Annotated in this window: 22 protein-coding genes; 8 read left to right on the top strand and 14 right to left on the bottom strand. The window is 66.6% G+C overall.

From position 1 onward, the window contains the following. Window positions 1–5 precede the first annotated feature (5 nt). The 3 genes from V3328_RS08760 to V3328_RS08750 all read right to left on the bottom strand — a co-directional run bounded on the left by V3328_RS08760 (window position 6) and on the right by V3328_RS08750 (window position 3,094). Window positions 6–344, bottom strand: a complete 339-nt coding sequence (locus V3328_RS08760; protein ID WP_340329261.1) for an STAS domain-containing protein — start codon at window positions 342–344, stop codon at window positions 6–8. Window positions 345–353: 9 nt separating this feature from the next. Then, window positions 354–2,048, bottom strand: coding sequence for an ATP-binding protein (locus tag V3328_RS08755; protein WP_340329260.1), 1,695 nt, complete (start codon window positions 2,046–2,048; stop codon window positions 354–356). Between the two features lie 155 nt (window positions 2,049–2,203). Next, window positions 2,204–3,094 carry a LysR family transcriptional regulator gene (locus tag V3328_RS08750; RefSeq protein ID WP_340329259.1) on the bottom strand — a complete coding sequence of 297 codons (891 nt, stop codon included), beginning with the start codon at window positions 3,092–3,094 and terminating at the stop codon, window positions 2,204–2,206. 77 nt (window positions 3,095–3,171) lie between these two features. Here V3328_RS08750 and V3328_RS08745 point away from each other — a divergent pair, with 77 nt between their 5' ends. From V3328_RS08745 to V3328_RS08720, 6 genes are all read left to right on the top strand, one after another. Beyond that, window positions 3,172–3,456 carry a hypothetical protein gene (locus V3328_RS08745; RefSeq protein WP_340329258.1) on the top strand — a complete coding sequence of 95 codons (285 nt, stop codon included), beginning with the start codon at window positions 3,172–3,174 and terminating at the stop codon, window positions 3,454–3,456. A 67-nt stretch (window positions 3,457–3,523) separates the two neighbouring features. Next, a complete protein-coding gene (locus V3328_RS08740; RefSeq protein ID WP_340329257.1) occupies window positions 3,524–4,453 on the top strand; it encodes a carbohydrate ABC transporter permease in 930 nt (309 codons plus the stop codon). Continuing rightward, window positions 4,450–5,319, top strand: a complete 870-nt coding sequence (locus tag V3328_RS08735; protein ID WP_340329256.1) for a carbohydrate ABC transporter permease — start codon at window positions 4,450–4,452, stop codon at window positions 5,317–5,319. The genes V3328_RS08740 and V3328_RS08735 overlap by 4 nt, the downstream gene beginning before the upstream one ends. A 68-nt stretch (window positions 5,320–5,387) precedes the next feature. Then, a complete protein-coding gene (locus V3328_RS08730; RefSeq protein WP_340329255.1) occupies window positions 5,388–6,698 on the top strand; it encodes an ABC transporter substrate-binding protein in 1,311 nt (436 codons plus the stop codon). A 120-nt stretch (window positions 6,699–6,818) separates the two neighbouring features. Then, a complete protein-coding gene (locus V3328_RS08725) occupies window positions 6,819–7,922 on the top strand; it encodes an ABC transporter ATP-binding protein (RefSeq protein ID WP_340329254.1) in 1,104 nt (367 codons plus the stop codon). Between the two features lie 64 nt (window positions 7,923–7,986). Continuing rightward, on the top strand, window positions 7,987–8,970 hold the full coding sequence (locus V3328_RS08720) for a D-2-hydroxyacid dehydrogenase family protein (protein ID WP_340329253.1): 984 nt from the start codon (window positions 7,987–7,989) through the stop codon (window positions 8,968–8,970). A 6-nt stretch (window positions 8,971–8,976) separates the two neighbouring features. Here the strand turns inward: V3328_RS08720 and V3328_RS08715 are convergent, their stop codons facing one another. The 3 genes from V3328_RS08715 to V3328_RS08705 all read right to left on the bottom strand — a co-directional run bounded on the left by V3328_RS08715 (window position 8,977) and on the right by V3328_RS08705 (window position 11,327). After that, the gene (locus V3328_RS08715; protein ID WP_340329252.1) at window positions 8,977–9,732 is read right to left on the bottom strand and encodes a 2-keto-4-pentenoate hydratase; all 756 of its coding nucleotides are present in this window, start codon (window positions 9,730–9,732) and stop codon (window positions 8,977–8,979) included. 26 nt (window positions 9,733–9,758) lie between these two features. Then, the gene (locus tag V3328_RS08710) at window positions 9,759–10,469 is read right to left on the bottom strand and encodes an HpcH/HpaI aldolase family protein (protein WP_340329251.1); all 711 of its coding nucleotides are present in this window, start codon (window positions 10,467–10,469) and stop codon (window positions 9,759–9,761) included. Window positions 10,470–10,571: 102 nt separating this feature from the next. Continuing rightward, the gene (locus V3328_RS08705; RefSeq protein ID WP_340329250.1) at window positions 10,572–11,327 is read right to left on the bottom strand and encodes a Crp/Fnr family transcriptional regulator; all 756 of its coding nucleotides are present in this window, start codon (window positions 11,325–11,327) and stop codon (window positions 10,572–10,574) included. Between the two features lie 202 nt (window positions 11,328–11,529). On the opposite strand from V3328_RS08705, the gene V3328_RS08700 reads away from it, so the two are divergent. After that, on the top strand, window positions 11,530–12,507 hold the full coding sequence (locus tag V3328_RS08700; protein WP_340329249.1) for a peptidyl-alpha-hydroxyglycine alpha-amidating lyase family protein: 978 nt from the start codon (window positions 11,530–11,532) through the stop codon (window positions 12,505–12,507). Between the two features lie 29 nt (window positions 12,508–12,536). Here the strand turns inward: V3328_RS08700 and V3328_RS08695 are convergent, their stop codons facing one another. From V3328_RS08695 to V3328_RS08665, 7 genes are all read right to left on the bottom strand, one after another. Continuing rightward, on the bottom strand, window positions 12,537–13,301 hold the full coding sequence (locus tag V3328_RS08695; protein WP_340329248.1) for an SDR family NAD(P)-dependent oxidoreductase: 765 nt from the start codon (window positions 13,299–13,301) through the stop codon (window positions 12,537–12,539). Window positions 13,302–13,327: 26 nt separating this feature from the next. Then, a complete protein-coding gene (locus tag V3328_RS08690; RefSeq protein WP_340329247.1) occupies window positions 13,328–14,479 on the bottom strand; it encodes a mandelate racemase/muconate lactonizing enzyme family protein in 1,152 nt (383 codons plus the stop codon). Between the two features lie 16 nt (window positions 14,480–14,495). Next, complete coding sequence (locus tag V3328_RS08685; protein WP_340329246.1) at window positions 14,496–15,494, bottom strand: 2-hydroxyacid dehydrogenase; 999 nt, start codon at window positions 15,492–15,494, stop codon at window positions 14,496–14,498. A 146-nt stretch (window positions 15,495–15,640) separates the two neighbouring features. After that, entirely contained in the window at window positions 15,641–16,276 is a 636-nt protein-coding gene (locus V3328_RS08680) for a DAK2 domain-containing protein (RefSeq protein ID WP_340329245.1), read from the bottom strand. Next, complete coding sequence (locus tag V3328_RS08675) at window positions 16,252–17,250, bottom strand: dihydroxyacetone kinase subunit DhaK (RefSeq protein ID WP_340329244.1); 999 nt, start codon at window positions 17,248–17,250, stop codon at window positions 16,252–16,254. The genes V3328_RS08680 and V3328_RS08675 overlap by 25 nt, the downstream gene beginning before the upstream one ends. Window positions 17,251–17,306: 56 nt before the next feature. Continuing rightward, on the bottom strand, window positions 17,307–17,705 hold the full coding sequence (locus V3328_RS08670) for a nuclear transport factor 2 family protein (protein ID WP_340329243.1): 399 nt from the start codon (window positions 17,703–17,705) through the stop codon (window positions 17,307–17,309). 38 nt (window positions 17,706–17,743) lie between these two features. Beyond that, window positions 17,744–18,487, bottom strand: a complete 744-nt coding sequence (locus V3328_RS08665; RefSeq protein WP_340329242.1) for an alpha/beta fold hydrolase — start codon at window positions 18,485–18,487, stop codon at window positions 17,744–17,746. Between the two features lie 271 nt (window positions 18,488–18,758). Between V3328_RS08665 and V3328_RS08660 the strand changes: the two genes are divergently transcribed. Beyond that, window positions 18,759–19,493: a TetR/AcrR family transcriptional regulator gene (locus V3328_RS08660; protein ID WP_340329241.1), complete on the top strand. Its 735-nt coding sequence runs from the start codon at window positions 18,759–18,761 to the stop codon at window positions 19,491–19,493. Window positions 19,494–19,610: 117 nt separating this feature from the next. Here V3328_RS08660 and V3328_RS08655 read toward each other — a convergent pair whose 3' ends face one another. Continuing rightward, window positions 19,611–19,907 (bottom strand): hypothetical protein, encoded by a 297-nt coding sequence (locus V3328_RS08655; protein ID WP_340329240.1) that lies wholly within the window; start codon window positions 19,905–19,907, stop codon window positions 19,611–19,613. Between the last annotated feature and the right edge of the window lie 15 nt (window positions 19,908–19,922).

Genomic DNA, 19,922 nt, shown 5'->3' with positions numbered 1-19,922 from the left:
TGCGCTCAGGCAGCGGGAATCGATGCCACTGCGGCGGCGCGATCGCCGTATATGCTGAACAGCCTGGCGAAGCCGCTGACCTCGAAGACCTCGAGCACCGGTGGCGCCATGTTCGAGAATGCCAGCGGCACGCCGCTTGCCTTGCTCCGCTTCGCCGCTTTCAGCAGGATCCGAAGGCCCGCGCTGGAGATGTAGGTCAGCTCGGCGAAATCGACCACCACGCCGCGCGCCTCGTCGAATTTCGGCATGATCGCGGCTTCGGCCTCCGGCGCGGTATTGATGTCGATGCGGCCGACCGGGACGACGATCGACACGCCGTCCAGTTGCTCTTCGCGAATGTCCAAGTCCCTCTCCTATTTCGGCGCGACTTCGGCGGACCCGACTCGCTTTGACAGCGTAACCACATTGCGTCCGTCTTTGTGCCGATAACTCACGGAATCCATCATTTTTCGTACGAAATGGATGCCCAGTCCGCCGATGGGCCGGTCGTCCAGGTCCGCGTCGAGATCCGGCTCCGGCATTTCCGTGGGGTCGAAGGGCCTGCCTGTGTCGCTGATCTCGACCGTCAGGATCTCGTCGGCCAGTCCGACGGTCACTTCGATTTCCGGCAGGGTCTCCCCGTCCGCGCCGTAGCTGATGATGTTGGCGAGCAGTTCGTCAAGCGCCAGATTGACCGAATGTACGACCTTGTCGCCGATGTCGTGGAGCGCGCCGAAGGATTCGATGCGCGCCGCAACGCGGGCGATCTCCGCGGTGTCGCATGGAACCTCGAGGCGCATGTGCGACGGCGGCGGATCCTGTATCGCTGACACCAATTCCTCCGGCCGCTCGACCCAGACCGCAGCGTCGCGGTCCTCCAGGAAATAAACGTCTTCCGTGCCGAACTGTTTCGGCAGCACCTTCTTGCCCAGGTAGGTTACCTCGTATCGCGGCGAATAGCTCCGACCGGTTTGCGCAGCCTCGTCGGCGCGTTCGGCCATTTCCGCCTTGAGCAGCGCCACGAACGGGCGCGAGGTGCAGATGCCGCCCGGGATCGCCAGCGGTTCGATGCGGGCGGCCCGGTTGACGTGGTGCCCGAAGATCATGCTGCGGCCGGTCAGCGGATGCAGTCCGACGAAGACCGGCCCCGCGTGCAGCGCGACGCGGAAGCGCGGCCGGTGACGCAGGCCGAAGCTCGCCGGATCGATGGTGCTCGCCGATTCCGTCAGGGCGGCGGCGTAGTCGGCCAGGTCGTGGGCAGTCTCGGCGGCGGCGTGGACCGCGTCGCCCCACGTGTTGATCAGCACCGGCGGCTTGGCGCGCGCCTCGACCTGTTGCTGGACCTCGGCGAGAAAGTCGAACAGCAGCGGGATCTCCCGGTCGTCGAACTGCGTGAAGGTGGCGATGTCGGCGAACAGGATCGCGCGGATGGCACGCGGGCTCACGCCGAACTCGAGGTCGAACATGTCGTCGAAGTCCGGGTCCTCGGACACGACGTCGGGGATGCCGGCCGCCGCGCGCAGCTCGTCGAGGTCGATGATCGACAGCTGCGAGACTTCGGACCACTGGTCCATGAAGTCGGCCGGACTGCCGGGCTCGAAGGGCGCAGCCGGGCTCCAGAGCAGCAGCAGATGCGGCGCGATGCCGAGCGCTTCCCCGCGCAGGCGCGCGGCGCCCTGAAGCATCTGGTTGTTGAACCGCACCAGCGTCTCGTCGCCGAGCAGACGCTCCTCGCAACTCACCGTCACGCTTGCCGCCGCCGTGCACAGCCGGTCGAACCGCGCCACCCAGTCCTCGCCGGCCGGTGAAAGATACTGGCTGACGAAATCGCCGCGCTCGCACGGCAGGACCACGTTGAGTTCGCCGCCGAGCGCGAGCAGTTCCTCGCCGAAGACGATGTCGCCTCCGGCCGCGGCCGACGAGTAGCCGATCATCGCGCCGAGTTCGGTGATCCTGTCACGAACCGCCACGCGAAGTGCCGGTTCGAGCGCGGCGGGAAAGTATCCGGCCGTATTGCCGTGATCGATCCGCTGGCCGGCGCACAGCACGATGCTGGCGGAACCGCTCACCCCTGCGGCTCCGGCCGCGCGCGTTCCGCCTCTCGTCCGCAGGTCACGTCGACTGGCATCGCAATGGACTCATCAGCATGTGGCCTTCGGCTGAACCCGGGCGTAGGGGGACGATGACGAACGGCACCGGATTGTCAACGGGACGGGGCAGCCCTTCAGCTCTTCCGTCCAACCAGATGATCTATGAAGGCCTTGGCGGGCGGGGACAGCGTATCGAGCCTGCGCACGCACAGCATCAGCCGGCGCGCCACCCACGATTCGTTCAGGGGAATGGCCCGCACCCGCCGTATGTCCACGTAGCTGCGCGCCACCGCTTCCGGCACCAGCGCGACACCCAGCTCGGCTTCGACCATCCTGCCGATCGCCTCGAAGCCGGCGACCCGCATCCGCATCTTGACGGCGAGGTTCAGGTCGGAGGCCGCCTGCATGATCGCCGTGTCGATCGAGCTTCCGCGCGGAGTCCCGATGAACTCGTGCTCCAGGGCCTGGGCGAAGCGGAGGGATTCGGCATTGCCGAGCGGATGGCGCTCGGGCACGAGCAGGCACAGCCGGTCGTGCCGATAGACCATCGAGTGCAGCCCCGGCGCCTGCACGACGTCGCCGAAGATGCCGATCTCGGCCTCGTTGTCCGCCACGGCACGGACCGTGAGCGGGCTCGTCGTCTCCTCGATCTCGACATTGACCCGCGGATGGCGGGCGAGAAACGAGCGCAGGTCGCCGGGCAGGTACTGGACCATCGCGGAGGTGTTCGCAAAGACCCTGAGATTGCCGCGAAGGCCCGTCGAGAAGTCGGAGATCTCGGTTTCCAGCTGACTGACGCGGCCGAGGATGGCGCGGGCATGGGATATCAGGGCCTCTCCGGCCGGCGTGGGATACATGCCCGTCCGCTTGCGCTCGAAGATCCGGACCTTGAGATCCTGCTCCAGGTTCGCCAGCCGCTTGCTGACGGCGGACGCTGCGAGATGCTCGCGCTCGGCGGCCTTGGCGAGGTTCTGCTCCTCGTAGACGGCAACGAACAGCTTCAGCGTCTGAAGATCGAGGCGCATCTCCGTCCCGCGGCGGTCAGGCGCGCGGCAGGCACACGCCCGCGGCGCCGCAATGGCCGGTCCGCCGGAATGCCGTCGTGATCGTCGCTGCGGGCAACTGGCGCCTCGTCATCTGCGGAACATTCGCGATTCGCGAACGCAGCATGGTCAACAAGAAATGGACCTTCCGCGAGCGGTTCTGTGAACATGTTTCGCAACGACAATATGCGGTCCGAACGGTGACCGCAAACGACATCGGGGACGGGCGCCGGGTCAGCAATTCGCCGCATGCTTCAGCGTTGGGAAACACGGTTCCGGCCGTCTTGCCCGTCGCCTGCATTCGGAGCCGACCGGTCGCCGGGGAAGACGCGCAGGGTACCTGAAATTGACGAACGGCGAGGCTTGCGGCAACCGGATCGACCTCTCTCCGGCGGGGAGGCGAAGCAGGCCATGAGCGTGCAGGCAGCCACCATGACGCCGGCGCGGCCGAAGCGCCGCAAGCGCGTCGACTATCTGCCCTACGTGCTGATCTCGCCGATCGGCCTGCTGCTGCTGGCGATCACCGTCTATCCGGCGATTGAGGCGGTCTACCTGTCGATGACCAACGCCTCGCTGCTGCGGCTGGCCAAGGCGCAGTTCATCGGGCTCCGGAACTTCGTCCGGATGACGGCCGACCCGATCTTCCTCGACGGACTGTGGCGGACGCTGCGCTGGGACGTCGCCGTGGTCGGGATCGAACTGCTCATCGCGCTGCCGATCGCGCTGTTCCTGAACATGACGTTCCGCTATCGCGGCTTCGTGCGCGCTGCCGTGATGGTTCCCTACATCACGCCGCCGGCCGTGGTCGGGCTGGTGTTCTGCTTCATGTTCGACGGCAACTACGGCGTCGTGAACGACATCCTGGTGCGGCTCGGCATACTCGACAGCTACGTCGCCTGGCTGAGCGACCCGACCGCGAGCTTCTGGGTCGTGGTGACGGCGATGGTCTGGTACGGCCAGCCGCTGATGGCGCTGATCCTGCTGGCCAGCCTGCAGACGATCCCCGGCGAGCTCTACGAGGCGGCCGCCGTCGACGGGGCCGGGAAGCTCTCGCAGTTCTGGCACATCACGCTGCCGCACATCATCCCGACGATCCTGTTCCTTGTGCTGCTGCGGACGATCTGGATGTCGAACCACATCGACATGATCTTCGTCATGACGACGGGCGGACCGGGCTTCTCCAACTACACCGAGGCCGTCTACAGCTTCCAGCTCACCAACGAGTTCGAGATCGGCTACGCCTCCGCGGTGGCCGTCGTGCTCGCCATCATCCTGATGACCTGCTCTGCCTTCTACGTGCGCCATCTCGCCAAGAACGTGCTGGCGGGGAGTTCGTCATGAGCACGCCGAAGCGCCGCAATGGCTGGGGGACGCGCAACGTCCTGGTCGCGATCGGGGCGACCGCGATCCTCGTCTACTCCATAGGGCCGTTCATCTGGCTGTTCATCGCCTCGATCACGCCCGAGGCGACCGCGGACTTCGACACGCCGTATCTCAGCGACCGGACCGTTACCTACCTGCCTACCGATCCCTCCTTCGCGAACTACTACGCGCTGTTCCAGAACGTCCCGTTCGAGCTCTACTTCCGCAACAGCGCCATCATCGCGACCGGCAACATGGTTCTGACCCTGATCGTCGCCAGCCTCGGCGCCTACGGCTTCGTCCGCTTCCGCTTCGCCGGACGCAGCTCCTTCCTGGTCGCCATGCTGGTCGCCTACACGATCCCGAGCGTCGTGCTGCTGGTGCCGCTCCTGGTGATCTTCCGAAACGTCGGGCTGAACAACACGCATCTCGGCATGATCCTCGCCGAGGCCACGCACGCCGCGCCGTTCGTGCTGCTGTTGATGATCAACTACTTCTCGACGCTGCCGAAGGAACTCGAGGAGGCCGCCCAGGTCGACGGCGCGGGGCGCATCAAGACGCTGTGGCGCATCGTCATTCCGCTGTCGCTGCCGGGGCTGGTGGCCGGCGGGCTGCTCGCCTTCATCATGTCCTGGAACAACTTCCTGTTCGCCTTCCTGCTGACCTCGACGACACAGGTGAAGACGCTGCCGGTGATCATGCGCCAGTTCGCACTCGGCGAGCCGGCCGTCTGGGGCGTCAGCGCCGCCGGCGCGCTTCTGAGCACGCTGCCGGTCGCGCTGATCTTCCTCTTGTTCCAGCGGATGCTGATGAGCGGCCTGGCGGCCGGCGCGGTGAAGGGCTGAGGAAACTGCCGAAGACCAGGCGTCGGTCGGACGCCGCCACAACAAGGATCAAAACGGAGGAAACGCAAATGGCCAAGGTGAAGAACGGGACTCCTGCCACGACCAAGAAGGCCGCAAAGAGCGGTTTGACGCGGCGTCGCGCCCTCGGCGTGATGGGCGCGGGTGCCGGTGCGTTGATGGCAAGCACCCAGCTGGCGATGCCGGCGGTGCGCAAGAAGGTCAAGTTGACCTACTGGAACTGGGCCGACAACCCGAACCACATGAAGATCTCCACCGATTCCGTGGAGATGTTCAACGGATCCCAGGACTTCATCGAAGTCGAGGTCGACGCCAACATGGCGGTCATGGAGTCCCGCAAGAAGCTGGTGGTCTCCTATGCGGCCGGCGCCGCGCCGGACGTCATCATGACGGTCCAGTACTGGCTGCAGGACTACTATGACAACGGCATCCTGTACCCGCTCGAGGACGAGTTCAACGCCTGGGAGGACAAGGAAGACTTCTTCCCGAACGTGATGGAGCAGGTCCGCTCGAAGCCCGACCAGCCGATCCTGATGATGCCGCAGACCAGCATCCCGTATTTCCTGTTCTACCGGCAGGACTGGCTCCAGGAAGCCGGCCTGGAGATGCCCGACACCTACGACCAGTTCATCGCCACCGCCAAGGCGATCACCAAGGCACCGGAGCGCTACGGCTATGCGCTGCGCGGCCAGAAGTACTCGGCCATCCAGGTCATCCTGCCGATCTGGCAGAGCGCCGGCGTGAACTTCGTCAATCCGGACGGCACGGTGGACTTCGATTCGCCCGCCGCGGTCGACGTCACCGAAAAGTGGGTCGGCATGCTGACCAAGGACCACTCCTGCCAGCCGACCGCCATCAACGACGGCTACCGGGAACTCTATGCCCTGATGGAAAAGGGCATCTGCGGCATGTGGCTCTACGGGCCGCATGCGAGCCCGGCGCTCATGGCGGCCCTCGGCGACGCGATCCAGGGCGGACCCAATCCGCGGGTCGGCGACGAGCGCTACATGCTCGCCAATCCCGAAGGTCCGATGATCGTGTCGTCCTGCCCCGAAAAGGAGGCGGCCTGGGAGTTCATCAAGTTCATCACCACCGGTGATGCGGCGATGCTCTACACCGCCAACCGGGCCGTGCCGCCGGTCCGCAAGTCGCTGGCGAGCGCGGCGCCGTTCCAGGACAACCGCTTCATCAAGATGTCGCTGGACGAGCAGAAGACCTGGTGGACGCCGCCCTACTACGATGCGAACTGGACGAACTTCCAGGACAAGATCGCACCGTACTGGCAGGAGACCCTCGGTGAGCAGATCACGCCGAAGGAATTCAACGAGATCGGCGCCCGCCTGCTGCGCGGCGAGGCCTGACGATAGCCTCCGGCGGCGGGCGGAACTCTCCGGCCCGCCGCCACCCCGTCGGGCATGGCGTCGAGAACCGCGTGGTGATCGCGAAAATGCCGAGAATTTCTAGGGACTACGGGTCTACCGATGTCTGAAGTGAACCTTCGCAACCTGGTCAAGTTCTACGATGACGTGCCGGCCGTCCGGGGCATCAATCTCGACATAGCCGACGAGGAGTTCGTCGTCTTCGTGGGACCGTCGGGCTGCGGCAAGTCGACGACGCTGCGGATGATCGCCGGGCTCGAGGATATCAACGACGGAGATATCCTGATCGGCGGCAAGGTCGTCAACGACATGCTGCCCAAGGATCGCGACATCGCGATGGTGTTTCAGAACTACGCGCTCTATCCGCACATGACGGTGCTCGACAACATGGCCTTCGGGCTGCGCCAGCGGAAAATCCCGAAGGACGAGATCGGACGCCGGGTGCGGGAGGCCGGGCGCATCCTCAACATTTCCGATCTGCTCGACCGCAAGCCCCGGCAGCTCTCCGGCGGCCAGCGCCAGCGCGTCGCCATGGGGCGGGCGATAGTCCGCGATCCCAAGGTCTTCCTGTTCGACGAGCCGCTGTCCAACCTCGACGCCCAGCTGCGCGTCCAGATGCGCACCGAGATCAAGAAGCTGCGCCAGAAGGTGCGCACGACCACGGTCTACGTGACCCACGACCAGGTCGAGGCGCTGACCCTGGCCGATCGCGTGGTGGTGATGAACGGCGGCAGGATCGACCAGGTCGGCACGCCGCACGAACTCTATCACGCGCCGAAGACGCGCTTCGTCGCCGCCTTCATCGGATCCCCGGCGATGAACCTGCTGCCGGCCCGCATCGAGAGCGACGGCGATCGCCTGAACGCCGTCCTCGACGGCGGCACCATCAAATTCGAACTGCCGGAGGAAAGACGCGACCGCTACGCGGGCCTCGTCGGCCGCGACGACATAGAGATCGGCCTTCGGCCCGAATATATCACCGAGGCCAGGTCCGACATGCCCCCGCATTTCGGCCGCTTCGAGACGAAGGTCGCCGTGACGGAGCCGATGGGATCGGAGACGCTCGTCTACTTCGGCATCGGCGACATCGAACTGTGCGGGCGCACCAAGTTCGATGCCGGCATCCAGGATGGCGAAACCGTGCAGATGGCCGCCGATCTCAACCACATGCACCTCATCGATACGAAGACAGGCCTCGTCGTATGACCCGCAGCGACGGGTCGCCGGTGCGACCTATGCCGGCAGACGGAGGCAATTCAGGGAACCCAGCATGCGTATAGCCGTGCTCGACGACTGGCAGCACATTGCCGAGGAATACGCCGACTGGTCGCAGCTTCGCGACCGGGCCGAAATCGTCTTCTTCCACGAACCGTTCGCCGGCGAGGACGACGCTGCCTCCGCGCTGCGCGAGTTCGATATCATCCTGACCATGCGCGAGCGCACGCCGTTTCCCTCCAGCCTCGTCGACAGCCTGCCCAACCTGAAGATGTTCGGCATGACCGGATCGCGCGCCAAGGCGATCGATATCGCCGGCATGCTCGAGCGCGGGATCACGGTCTCCTACACGCAGGGCGGAGAGTCGGGTACCGACACCGCCGAGCTGACGCTGGCGCTGATGATGGCGGCTGCGCGTCAGGTGCCGGCCGGCGACGCCAACATCCGGCAGGGGCGTTTCCAGCACGGCATTCGTCCAGGGCTCGGACTGGCGGGACGGACGATCGGCCTTGTCGGGCTCGGCCGGATCGGCAAGCTGATGGCCGGATACGCCAATGCACTGGGAATGAACGTGGTCGCCTGGAGCCGCAATCTGACGCCCGAACGCGCCGAGGCGGCGGGCGCGACGGCCGTGTCCCGGGAGGACGTGTTCGCCAGCGCCGACGTCGTCTCCATCCATGTCTACCTGTCGCCCGAAACCGAGGGGCTGGTGACGAAGGACGACATCGGCCGCATGAAACCGGGGGCGATCCTGGTGAACACCTCGCGGGCCCCGCTGATCGACCAGGCCGCCCTTCTCGAAGCGGTCCAGTCGGGCCGCATCACGGCAGCTCTCGACGTCTACGGCAAGGAGCCGCTGCCGCTGAACGATCCGCTCCGGCACGCACCGAATACGGTCCTGACGCCGCACATCGGCTACGGCACAAGCGACGTGATGGAGACATTCTATCGCCAGACCGTCGAGAACACGCTGGCGTTCCTCGACGGCAAGCCGATCCGGACCCACCAGCCGGCCGCCAGCAGCGCTGCGGCCGGCTGACGCCCGTCACTCCGTAAACCGCATCTCCACGTCGCCGATACCGCCGAAGCTGGCGACGATCGGCACGCCCGGGCGGCCGATCAGCAGCCCGCAATACGAGCCCGTGGTCACGAACCGGCCGGCGGCAATGCCGTCTCCCGAGCGCAGGTCGTTTGCCAGATCCACCGCCGGCAGCAGCGGGTCCTCGCGCGGATGGCCACCGACCACATCGGCGAGCACCTCGTCTCCGGCCGTCATCCGGACCGACAGGTTGACGAGATCGCGGTCCTGCCAGTTCTCGATCATCGGTCCGGCGACGAAACCGCCGTTGGAGACGAAATCGGCGGTCTTGTGGTGTTCGGGAACGTCGGGGTAGCCCAGAAAGCGGCTGTCCACGAGTTCGATGGCCGGAAACGCCGAGACCGCTGCGGCGACCTCCTCACGGCTGTAGGCGTCTTCGCGCGGCGGCAGCGCCACGTCGAACCGGTAGGCGATCTCGGGCTCGACCCCCATCAGCGGGCAGAGCGACACCGGCACCTGCGCGGGACTGCCGAACACACGGCTGCGCAGGATCGCACCCCGCAGGATCGATCCGTCCGTTCCCTTCGACGTCTTCCACCCGGCGATCGTCTCGCCGAGCGCTGCGACGGTCGCTTCCTGGATGCGGTGGGCCTCCGCCGCGCTTGCCGGCGCGGCGCCGGGCGGCAGCGCGTCGAGCTTGCGCCCGGTGCGTCGGGCCTCCACGAACAGGGTCACGGCCGCGTCGCTATCGTAGTCATTCATGGGATTCGCCTCGTTGTCGTACTTCTTCATTCATCGAGCAGTGTCTTCGCGCCGGCAATGATTATGTCGTTGATCCAGGCGAACCGGATGAAATCCTCCCGGATCGGCTTGCCTGCCGCGCGGATGCGGTCGCCGGCCTCGGCGACCGCCGCCTTCACCTCGGGATGCTCCGGATTGCCCGGATGGCCCAGCGACTGGGACAGATCCATCAGTCCGAAGCTCATGTAGTCGACCCCGTCGAGGGCGGCGATCTCGCCGGCGGCTTCGAGTGCCTCTACGGTTTCGATCATGATGGACACACAGACGTCCGCGTTCGACTGCGCGAGATGTTCCGGCTTGTCGGCGATGCCGTAGACGAAGCGCGGCCGGCTGCCGCCGAAGGACCGGTTGCCCAGCGGCGCGAAATAGGCGGCGTCTATGACGGCCTTCACCTGTTCGACGGTGTCGGCGTGCGGCACGATGATGCCCTTCACGCCGCGGTCGAGGAAGCGGGTGATGGTCGAGACGTCTGCGTCCGGCACACGGGCGACGGGCGTCATGGCGTGCCGCTCCGCCGCGATGCAGCAGGCTTCGATGTCGCGCCATTCGAAGCACCCGTGCTCTCCGTCCAGGTAGACGAAGTCGTGCTCGAGCAGCGCAAGCACCTCGATGACGGACGGCATCGCGAAGGTCATGTGCGCGCCGCGCACCTTGGTGCCCTGCGCGATGGCGCGTTTCAAAGCGTTGTTCGTTTCCATGTTTCCTTGCCTCTTGACTGTGAAGACTGCGCACGCGCGGGGGTCACGGCCGCCGGGGCCGGCTGACCGCGCCGTGTGATAGGATTGCCGATCCGGCTGCAGCTATTCTGCCGGAACGCGAAGGGGCTGCGGCTGTGTGTCCGGGGAAGATGCTCGGCGAATGAAGAACTGCCGGCCGTCGCGCCGGAGCCGACCGGCGCGCTCCAGCGATTGCAGGGCGGTCGTCACGCTCTGGCGGGAGCAGCCTACCATTTCGGCCAGTTCCTGATGGGTGAACCGGCCGTCGATTTCCACTTCGCCATCGCGCTCGATGCCGTAGAGCGAGCCGAGGTGTTCGAGCGCCATGGTGATGCGGCTCTCCAGCAGCGGCGTCGCCAGGATGCGGATCACCTTCCGGAGCTGGACGGACTTGAACTCGGTGATCGCCAGGATGCATCGCAACGCGGCCGGCGAGCGATCGACCAGTTCGAGCAGGTCGGCGCGGCGCATCCAGATGGCGCGGCTCTCCACGAGCGCCTGTGCCGACCAGACGTGCGGTCCGGCCCACTCCGAGCAGCCGTGCGCGCCGATCAGCATTCCCTCCCGGTAGTGCGAGGCTGTCAGCGACGTGCCGCTGTCGTGGGTGTAGTGCACCTTCACGATGCCCGACTTCAGGACGAACAGGTTCCGGGACTCGTCGCCCTGGTGGTAGGGCACCTGGCCCTTCGCCAGCGTCCTTTCGATGGCGCGGTCCAGCAGGAACTCGCGGTCCTGCGGCGGCAGCATCTCCAGGAGCCGCGGATACCGGCGGGGCGGCGCTGCGGCACCGGTTGGGAGAAGCTGCGAAACGGGGGTCGCCGAGTAGTTCAAGAGCTTCAATCCAAACTGCCGGACGCCGGATGCTCCGGGCCTCGGACATGACCGGAAAAGCGACGTTAGCGCAGCGGATTCGCCGGTTCAACGGCGTACGGGGCGAGGCGATTTCCGCAGTCTTTCCGACCGGGTTGTCGTGCGCCCGACAGCCGCAGCGGGAGCCGGCTGCTATGCAGGGGGCGACACGGTCACTGGCGAGGAAATCGAGATGGGCGTCATCCTGGGTACGGGCGAATTCACCTACAGGGTCTGCGAGGACTGGGCGCAGCTTCCCGCCGGCTGGGCCTTCGGGGACGTGGCGGCCGTCGGCATCGACGCCCGCGACCGCGTCTATGTCTTCAACCGGTCCGAACACCCGATGATCGTCTTCGAGCGCGACGGCAGCTTCGTCACATCGTGGGGCGAGGATACCTTCACGCACGCGCACGGCGTCCACATGGGGCCCGACGACACCATCTACTGCACCGACGACTTCGACCACACCGTCCGAAAGTGCACCCTCGACGGCAAGGTGCTGCTGGAGATCGGGATCCCGCACGAACCGTCGCCGTTCATGAGCGGCAAGCCGTTCAACCGCTGCACCCATACGGCCCTGTCGCCGCGCGGCGACATCTACGTGACCGACGGCTACAGCAACGCCTGCGTCCACAAGTACAGCCCCGACGGCAAGCTGCTGATGTCGTGGGGCACCTCCGGCATTGGCCCGGGCGAGTTCAACCTGCCGCACAATGTCACCTGCGACGAGGACGGCTGGGTCTACGTCGCCGACCGGGAGAACCATCGCATTCAGGTCTTCGACGGCAACGGCAGGTACGAGACCGAGTGGCACAATCTCCACCGCCCCAACGGCATGTACATGCCGGGCGGCAAATGCCCGATCTGCTATGTCGGCGAGATCGGCCCCTATTTCGAGTTCAACCGGGGCGCCCCGAATCTCGGGCCGCGCATCTCCGTCGTCTCCAACGACGGCACCATCCTCGCCCGCCTCGGCCGGGATCCGATGGCGGGCAACGAGCCGGGCAAGCTCTTGTCGCCGCATGGGCTGGCGGTCGATTCGCACGGCGATCTCTACGTCGGGCAGGTCGCGGTCACGGCGTGGCCGTCGCTGTTCCCCGACAAGCCGCTGCCGAAGGTGCTGCGCAGCATCGAGAAGTTCGAGAAGGTGCCCGCCGGCACCACCGCCTGACCCGCTGCTTGACACGCCGGGGGATCCGTTCAGGCCATCAGCCGGCCGCCGTTGACGTCGATCGTGTCGCCGGTGGCGTAGCCGCTCATCGCATTCGACGCCAGGTAGAGGATCGCGCCGGCGCATTCCTCGGCTTCGCCCAGGCGCCCGAGCGGCACGCTTGAGCGCACCGCCTCGAGGCGCTCCTTCGGCGTGCCGTCGTGGAACGGCGTCAGGATGACGCCGGGCGCGATCGTGTTGACGCGGATGTTGTCGGCGGCGAACTCGGTCGCCATGCTGCGGGTCAGCGAATGCACGAAGGCCTTCGCCGCCGCGTAGAAGGCCGAGCCCGGCCGGCCGCCGTTGCGCGCGGCGATCGAGCCGACATTGATGATGCTGCCGCCGCCGGCCTGCTTCAGGTAGGGATGCGCGGCGGCGGTGACCGCCAGCAGCGAGCGCACGTTCAGGTCGAGCGTCTCGTCGAGCAGCGCGTTGTCGTGACTGTCGAGCTTCGACTGGCCGGCGAGGCCGCCGGCATTGTTGACCAGAATGTCGAGCCCGCCGGCCGCTTCCGCTGCTGCGCGAACCACCGACGCCGCGGTTTCCGGATTGCGCAGGTCGCCGGAGACGAGGGCGACCTTGCCGCCGTCCTGCTCGATCTTCGCGGCCACCTCCCTGGCGCCGGCCTCGTTCTTGAAATAGTGGACGACGACGAACGAGCCGTGCTCGCCGAACGCGGTCGCCGCCGCCGCGCCGATGCCCGAGCTCGAGCCGGTGACCAGGACACGTTTCCCCTTCAGGTCGTCGAGTATCATGTGAGCGTCTCCGTTGGTTTGAGTCGTTACTGGCTGCGGAGCGCCCTCACGGCGTCCCAGTCGATGTCGAGTCCGAAGCCGGGCGCCTCGGTCAGGTGGACGTGGCCGTCGCGGTAGCGGGCGCCGCCGCCGTAGATGCGCTCGTGGATCGGGTGCAGGCGCTTGTCGCCGACGCACTCCGCCGCGAAGGATGATTCGGCGAATGCCGAGACCAGGTGCGCGTGGATGTGCGGGGCCGAATGAGGCGAGTTGGAAACGCCCTTCTGTTCCGCGTAGTGCGAGACGCGCAGTGCCTCGGTGAAACCGCCGTACCGGGTGGAATCGTACATGATGTAGCGGATCGCGCCGGAATCGATGAAATCGCGCGTCGTCAACCGGTGCATCTCGCGTTCGCCGTGTGCCAGCGGAATGTTCGTCGCCTTCGCCAGGTTCACGAAGTCGGCCGGCTGCAGGTACCAGTGCAGCGGTTCCTCGAACCAGAAGATGTCGAACGGCTCGACGGCGTGCGAGTACGCGATGGCCGCTTCGAGGTCGAACGGGGCGTTCACGTCGAGCATGAACAGGACGTCGGGACCGATCGCCTCGCGCACGGCGCGGACGCGGGCGATCTCGTCGTCCAGCGACAGCGCCCCGGCCTTCAGCTTCACCGCCCTGAAGCCGTTCTCGACATAGCCCGCGAACTCGTCGGCGACCGCCAGCAGCGGCCCGCCCTCGACGTAGAAGCCGCCGACGCCGTAGGTGAACACCTCGGTCCGGGTGCCGCCGAGCAGGCGGAACACGGGAAGCCCCGCCGCCTTGCCCTTGATGTCCCAGATCGCGATGTCGATGCCGGCCATCGCCGCCATGTAGAACTGGCGCAGGTGGCGGGGCAGGGGAGGCGGCAGCCCGTCCCAGCCGCCGATGCCGCCCGGCCGCGGGTTGGTGACCGACAGCATCCGCTGCCAGAGCGCGGCGTGGCCGAGCGGATCCTGTCCCTTGATCACCGTGGCGATCAGATCGACCATCTCGCAGACGGAGGCCTGCGGCCCGATGGCGATTTCCCCGGTCCCGACGATGCCCTCGTCGGTCCGCACCTCGACCAGGATCAGCCGGTCGAGGTGAAAGGACTCGTGCGCGGTCCAGGCTGGGCGCTCCCGTTCGGCCTCCATCGGATGGGCCAGCACGTCGGTGATCCTCATCGCTCGCCTCGCTTGCTCAGTCTGTCTTGTCTGCAGTGCCGGCCGGCACGATCACGTCGGCCGGATCGAGCGGTTCGCCGTTGAAGAAGCGCAGGATGTTTCCGAAGGCGTGCCGCGCCATCGGCGCGATGTTGTCCATGATGCCGCCCGCCACGTGCGGGGTCATCACCACGTTGTCCAGGTCGACAAGCGGCGATCCGGAGGAAAGCGGCTCCTCGGCAAACACGTCGAGGCCGGCGCCGAGCAGCCTCCCGCTTCGCAGCGCGTCCACCAGATCGTCTTCGACCACGAGGCTGCCGCGGGCGGTGTTGATGAAGACGGCGCCGGGCTTCATCGCGTCGAACTGCGGCGCGGCGAACATGTGCCGGTTCGCAGCGTCGCCGGGGCAGTGAAGGGTGACGACGTCGCTCTCGGCCAGCAGTTGCGGCATCTCCGCGAAACGGGCGTTGAGCGCATCACCTTCGGGATCGCGGCCGCTGCGCCTGTTGTAGAGCACCGTCACGCCGAAGCCCTGCAGCATGCGGGTCAGCGCCTTGCCGATGTTGCCGAACCCGACGATGCCGACGGTCTTTCCCGACAGGCCGTGCATGAGCGGCCGCAGCGCCGCGGGATCCCAGCGGCCGGCCCGCACGGCCCGGTCCGCCCCGGCGACATGGCGCAGCACGGTCAGCATCAGGGCAAGCGTATGCTCGGCGATCGTCGTCGAGTTCGCCCCGGCGGTGATGGCGACGCCGACGCCGCGCCGCGCCGCCGCCTCGACGTCGATCCTGTCGTAGCCGGTGCCCCACTTCTGGATGAAGCGCAGCCGCTCGGCGCGGGCGAGCATGTCCGCCGTCACCGGCGCGACCGCCAGCCAGACGTCGCTGCCGTAGAGCACCGCCTCGTTCATGTCCTGCATCCGCTCGGCGAAGGCGAGCTCGAGGCCGGCGGGCGCGACGCCGCGGATCACGGCCTCTGCGACGGGATCGAAGACGAATCCCACGCCTGCGACCCGTATCGGTCCCCTCTCGCTCACGTATCTCTCCCGAATGGCGCCAACGTCGACTGCCTCTTCAATCGCGAGGGAGGCGGTGCGGGCTTCCTGAAAGGCACTCTAGGGGGTGAACGCGCACCGTGCTGTCAGTTAGCCGACAAGCCCCCGTCATGCGCCGCCGCGCCCGGTCAGACCGCCGCGATGGCGTGCACGACTTCCTTCAGGGCCAGCATGCCGGGATCGTCGAGTCCCACGGACCGGTCGGCGAACGTCCGCGCCCGGCCCATCTTCGAGCGTCGCTCCCGGAAGTCGGCGAGCGCCTGGTCCACGGCGGCGGTCGCCCAAGCGCGGACGCTGTCGGCGTCGTTCGCCCCCTCCAGGCCCTGCGCCAGGTAGTCGAGGCCGTCGACGACGGTCTTGTCGCCGAGTTGCGCCTTGCCGCGCTGCATGATCGCCGCCTGCACGGCGGCGACGAGCGTGCCGAGCTCGCTCCATTCGACCTGCTCGGCGTCCCGCGTCTCCCGGCCGAGGGTCATCATGGACGCCACGATCAGGGTGCCGAGGCTCGATCCGGTCGATGCGGCGCCGGCCCGCGCCAGCGCCATGAAGGCGGCACCGACGTCGCCCGCCGTCGACAGGTCGGCGTCCGCCAGGGCGGCGGCCATGCGCGCCAGCATGCCGCCGGTGTCGCCATCGCCGAGCTTGGCGTCGGCGGCGTTCAGTTCGGCCTCGATCGACGGCATCCGCGCGGCGACCCGGCGCACCGCAACCTCGATCCCGGCGACGGTGATCGCCATGGTCAGCCGACCCGCCAGAACGGACACGTCGCCGGCGCCCGCAGCAGCGACAGAATCTCGTCGTCGACGAAGCACAGGCTGATCGAGGCGCCGGCCATCTCCATCGAGGTAACGAACGGCCCGACCAGCGGCACCGCGATGTGGATCTGCCGCGTCGTCAGGCGCTGGGAGACCCGCCGGTACAGGATGAACAGTTCGTCCAGCGGGGTTGCTCCCAGCCCGTTCACCAGGACTGCAACGCGGCCGTCCGCCCCGTCGGGAACCTCCGCCAGGGTGCGGTCCAGCATCTCGTCGACGAGTTCGTCGGCGCTGCGATGGGCGGCCCGCCAGATGCCGGCCTCGCCGTGGATGCCGATCCCCATCTCGACCTCGGTCTCGCCGATCTCGAAGCTCGGCGCCGCGGCGCCCGGGATGAGGCAGGGCGACAGCCCGATGCCGATCGTCCTGGTACGCGCAATCGTCCGCTCGGTGATCTCGACCACCTCGTCGAGCGAGCCGCCGGCCGCGGCCTTGGCGCCGGCCGCCTTGTAGGCAAACACGATGCCGGCGACGCCGCGCCGCTTGTCGGCTTCCTCGGGTGCGGCGCTGGCGATGTCGTCGATCCCCAGCACGGTGCGCACCGTGATGCCCTCGGCTTCCGCCATTTCCGAGGCCATGTCGAAATTCATCCGGTCGCCGCCGTAGTTGCCGTAGAGGCAGAGCACGCCCGCGCCGGCATTCGCGGCAGATATCGCCTCGAGGCAGGACTGCATGTTCGGCCCCTCGAACACGTTGCCGACCGCGCACGAATCGAGCAGGCCCTCGCCGACATATCCGCAGAACAGCGGCAGGTGGCCGGAGCCGCCGCCGGTGGCGATGCCGACCTTGCCGTTTCCGGCCGGCGCGGACCTCTGCACGACCCGTTTGCCTTGGCCCGACAGCGCGAGTTCGGGATTGGCCAGCACCAGTCCCTCGAGCATCTCGTCGACGTAGTTGCCGGGCTCGTTGATGAGCTTTTTCACCTTGTCCTCCCTGTCCGTTGCGTCCCCGCCGCCGTCGTTGCCGGCAGCTCTTCCTGCTAGCCCGGGATGTTGGTCGCCTGGCGCAGCGACAGCTTCCATTCGCCGTTCTGTCTGGTCCACACCAGCACGAACAGCAGGTGCATCATCAGGGTCGGGCCCCCGCCGGTCGCCACTGCCATGTCCAGCGTTCCGCTGATGACCGCCAGGTCCTGTCGGATACGAAGCGTGACGTCGCGGCTCTCGATCGACTTGTAGTCGTAGTGTCCGGCGGCGACGCGTTCGAGGTACAGCGCCTTGCCTTCGGCGACGGCGGTCGAGTGCACGTAGGTCACGTCGTCCGAAAGGATGTCTCCGAGGGCGGCGAGGTCGTTGTCGATCATCGCCTGGTAGAGCCGGCGTTCGGCGGCGAGAAGGGCCTCGCGGCTTGCCTGGCTGTCGACGTCATGTGCGGCCATTGTGAGTTCCTCCTCCGGACGGGGACTGCGGCGATCGTCTACGGCTGGTGCCGGACCAGGAAGTCGCGGACCTTGTCCATTGCCTCGTGCTTGTGGTCGTCGCCCTTCCACGGGTCGACGATCTCGGTCTGCGGCGCGAGGGCGGCGATCTCCTCCGAGATCGCCTGCGGGTGCATCGTGTCGCTGCCCGGCATCAGCAGGATCGGAAGGTCGCAGGAGGCGACGAACTCCCGGCTGACGCCGAACAGGAAATCGTTGCCGAACAGCCGCTGGTGGAAGCCCGGCAGGTTGGCCGCGTCGACCTCGGGATAGTCCTTTGCCGCCTCGGCCCAGGCCGCGAATTCGTCGTCGATGTTCTGCCGGTTGCCGTGCAGTCCGATCGGATTCTGCAGGACGAGCGCGCTGACGAGGCCCGGGCGCGCTTCCGCGAGCGCGAAGGCGAACGTCACGCCGATGCACGCGCCCATGACATGGAGGCGCTCGATACCCAGATGATCGATGACGCCCAGGAAGTCTTCGACATAGGTGTCCCACGAATCCGTCGGCCCGACCGGGCCGCGCGATTCACCGGCATTGCGAATGTCCAGCGCGAGCAGCCGGAATCGATCGGAAAGGCCGTCGATCGGGCTTAGGAATGCCTGCGGCTGTCCGGGATTGGCCGGATTGACGCTCCAGCGTTCGATCCGGGAACTCAGGAAGCCCGGTGCCAGCAGGAAAACCGGATAGCCGGATCCGTATTCCTCGTAATGAATTCGGCTGCCGCCGATCTGCAGCTTGGGCATCGATTCTCCCTGTATGGCGGAGCCGCACTGTGGCGCGCCGCGCACCGACGAAGCAGGGCCGTCGGAGCACGAACATCACTCCCTGTGGTTTGCTGGCTTGCCGCTTCGTAGCCCGAAACGACCTTGTTGATTGCGGGTTATTTTTAGATCAATAAATAAGAATTGCAAGCCCGGTTCTCCGCCCCGGAATCGTGCGGCAGTTGACCCGGCCATGCGCACGGGGATAACCCGTGGGTTGCGAACGAAATGCCGGCGGCGCGGGTGTGACTGCATGAAGACGTCTCCTCCCAGGACGAACAAGATCCGCGGCGAGGCCGCCGTCGCGACCCGGGGCGAACCGGCGAAACGCCGTCGCATGGCTCCGCAGGACCGGGAAAGGCTCATTGTCGAGGAAGCGACGCGCTACTTCGCCGAGCACGGTCTGGGCGGCGGCACCACCGAGCTCGCGCGCCGAATCGGGATAACCCAGCCGCTGCTCTACCGCTATTTTCCGACCAAGCAGGCGCTTATCGAGCGTGTCTACGAGAACCTGTTCCCCAGCGGCCTGGCGCCGGCGTGGGAGGAGCTGATCGACGATACGACGGTGCCGTTGCGGAATCGGCTGTCAGGATTCTACAAGGACTATGCCAATTCGGTGCTCACCTACGAGCACGTCCGCCTGTTCCTGTTCAGCGGTCTCAGCAAGTTCGACTACAACACCCGCTACTACAGCGAACTGTCGCAACGCATCTTTATGCGGATTGCGCGCGCGCTCCGCCACGAGGTGACCGCGACCACGGGCCTGACCTTCCCGCCGGACATAGGTCCGGAGGAAATGGAACTGGTGCAGTCCCTGCACGGCACGATCTATCATGTCGGGTTCCGCCGGTGGGTGTATACGCCGCCGCTGCGCGCCGACATCGACAGGCTGATCGAACGTAAGGTCGATTGGTTTCTCGGCGGCGCGATCGGCGCGCTGGAGGCAATGGCCGAGGCCGGCCGGGAGATCCGTCCCGACCGCGGCTGACGGCGGCGGTACGCCCCGGACATTCCCGAGCCGCGATCGTCCCCGGGGTACGGGTCCGTCAGCGCCCCGCCGTGCCGATCGCCGCACCGCACTTTGCCGCGATCGGGCGCGAAATCTTTAACGTTCACCGCAGAGAAAGCCAGCCAATTTTGGCGGGAACTGGCATTGCATCACTTTGAAAACGATCATGAATCCAATTATAGGAGAATAAATAATATAATTATAGACCTCTAAAAAGCGGTTGAGATAAGCGCCCGATCGGCTAATATCAGCTGACAACGAAATCCGCTGCACGGCGAGGGCCGAAGCGGCGGTCAAGGGAGGGGCAGTTTGATCCAGCACGTTTCGGCACCATGCCGGCAGCCTCGATGCGTTGGGCTGACCGGCGCCGCCCTCGGGCGTCACTCCGGACATCGACCCATCGACCTC

Origin of the sequence: Microbaculum marinum (assembly GCF_037855135.1) — a bacterium.
Lineage (GTDB): Bacteria > Pseudomonadota > Alphaproteobacteria > Rhizobiales > Tepidamorphaceae > Microbaculum > Microbaculum marinum.
Note: the sequence above shows the minus strand (reverse complement) of the source record. Positions and strands in the feature narration are given on the sequence as shown.

Bases quoted from the DNA above. Each gene is read 5' to 3' on its own strand.
- V3328_RS08750 (WP_340329259.1), bottom strand. From the start codon at position 3,094: ATGCGCCTCGATCTTCAGACGCTGAAGCTGTTCGTTGCCGTCTACGAG.
- V3328_RS08740 (WP_340329257.1), top strand. From the start codon at position 3,524: ATGAGCGTGCAGGCAGCCACCATGACGCCGGCGCGGCCGAAGCGCCGC.
- V3328_RS08735 (WP_340329256.1), top strand. From the start codon at position 4,450: ATGAGCACGCCGAAGCGCCGCAATGGCTGGGGGACGCGCAACGTCCTG.
- V3328_RS08730 (WP_340329255.1), top strand. From the start codon at position 5,388: ATGGCCAAGGTGAAGAACGGGACTCCTGCCACGACCAAGAAGGCCGCA.
- V3328_RS08725 (WP_340329254.1), top strand. From the start codon at position 6,819: ATGTCTGAAGTGAACCTTCGCAACCTGGTCAAGTTCTACGATGACGTG.
- V3328_RS08720 (WP_340329253.1), top strand. From the start codon at position 7,987: ATGCGTATAGCCGTGCTCGACGACTGGCAGCACATTGCCGAGGAATAC.
- V3328_RS08715 (WP_340329252.1), bottom strand. From the start codon at position 9,732: ATGAATGACTACGATAGCGACGCGGCCGTGACCCTGTTCGTGGAGGCC.
- V3328_RS08710 (WP_340329251.1), bottom strand. From the start codon at position 10,469: ATGGAAACGAACAACGCTTTGAAACGCGCCATCGCGCAGGGCACCAAG.
- V3328_RS08700 (WP_340329249.1), top strand. From the start codon at position 11,530: ATGGGCGTCATCCTGGGTACGGGCGAATTCACCTACAGGGTCTGCGAG.
- V3328_RS08695 (WP_340329248.1), bottom strand. From the start codon at position 13,301: ATGATACTCGACGACCTGAAGGGGAAACGTGTCCTGGTCACCGGCTCG.
- V3328_RS08690 (WP_340329247.1), bottom strand. From the start codon at position 14,479: ATGAGGATCACCGACGTGCTGGCCCATCCGATGGAGGCCGAACGGGAG.
- V3328_RS08670 (WP_340329243.1), bottom strand. From the start codon at position 17,705: ATGGCCGCACATGACGTCGACAGCCAGGCAAGCCGCGAGGCCCTTCTC.
- V3328_RS08665 (WP_340329242.1), bottom strand. From the start codon at position 18,487: ATGCCCAAGCTGCAGATCGGCGGCAGCCGAATTCATTACGAGGAATAC.
- V3328_RS08660 (WP_340329241.1), top strand. From the start codon at position 18,759: ATGAAGACGTCTCCTCCCAGGACGAACAAGATCCGCGGCGAGGCCGCC.
- V3328_RS08655 (WP_340329240.1), bottom strand. From the start codon at position 19,907: ATGTCCGGAGTGACGCCCGAGGGCGGCGCCGGTCAGCCCAACGCATCG.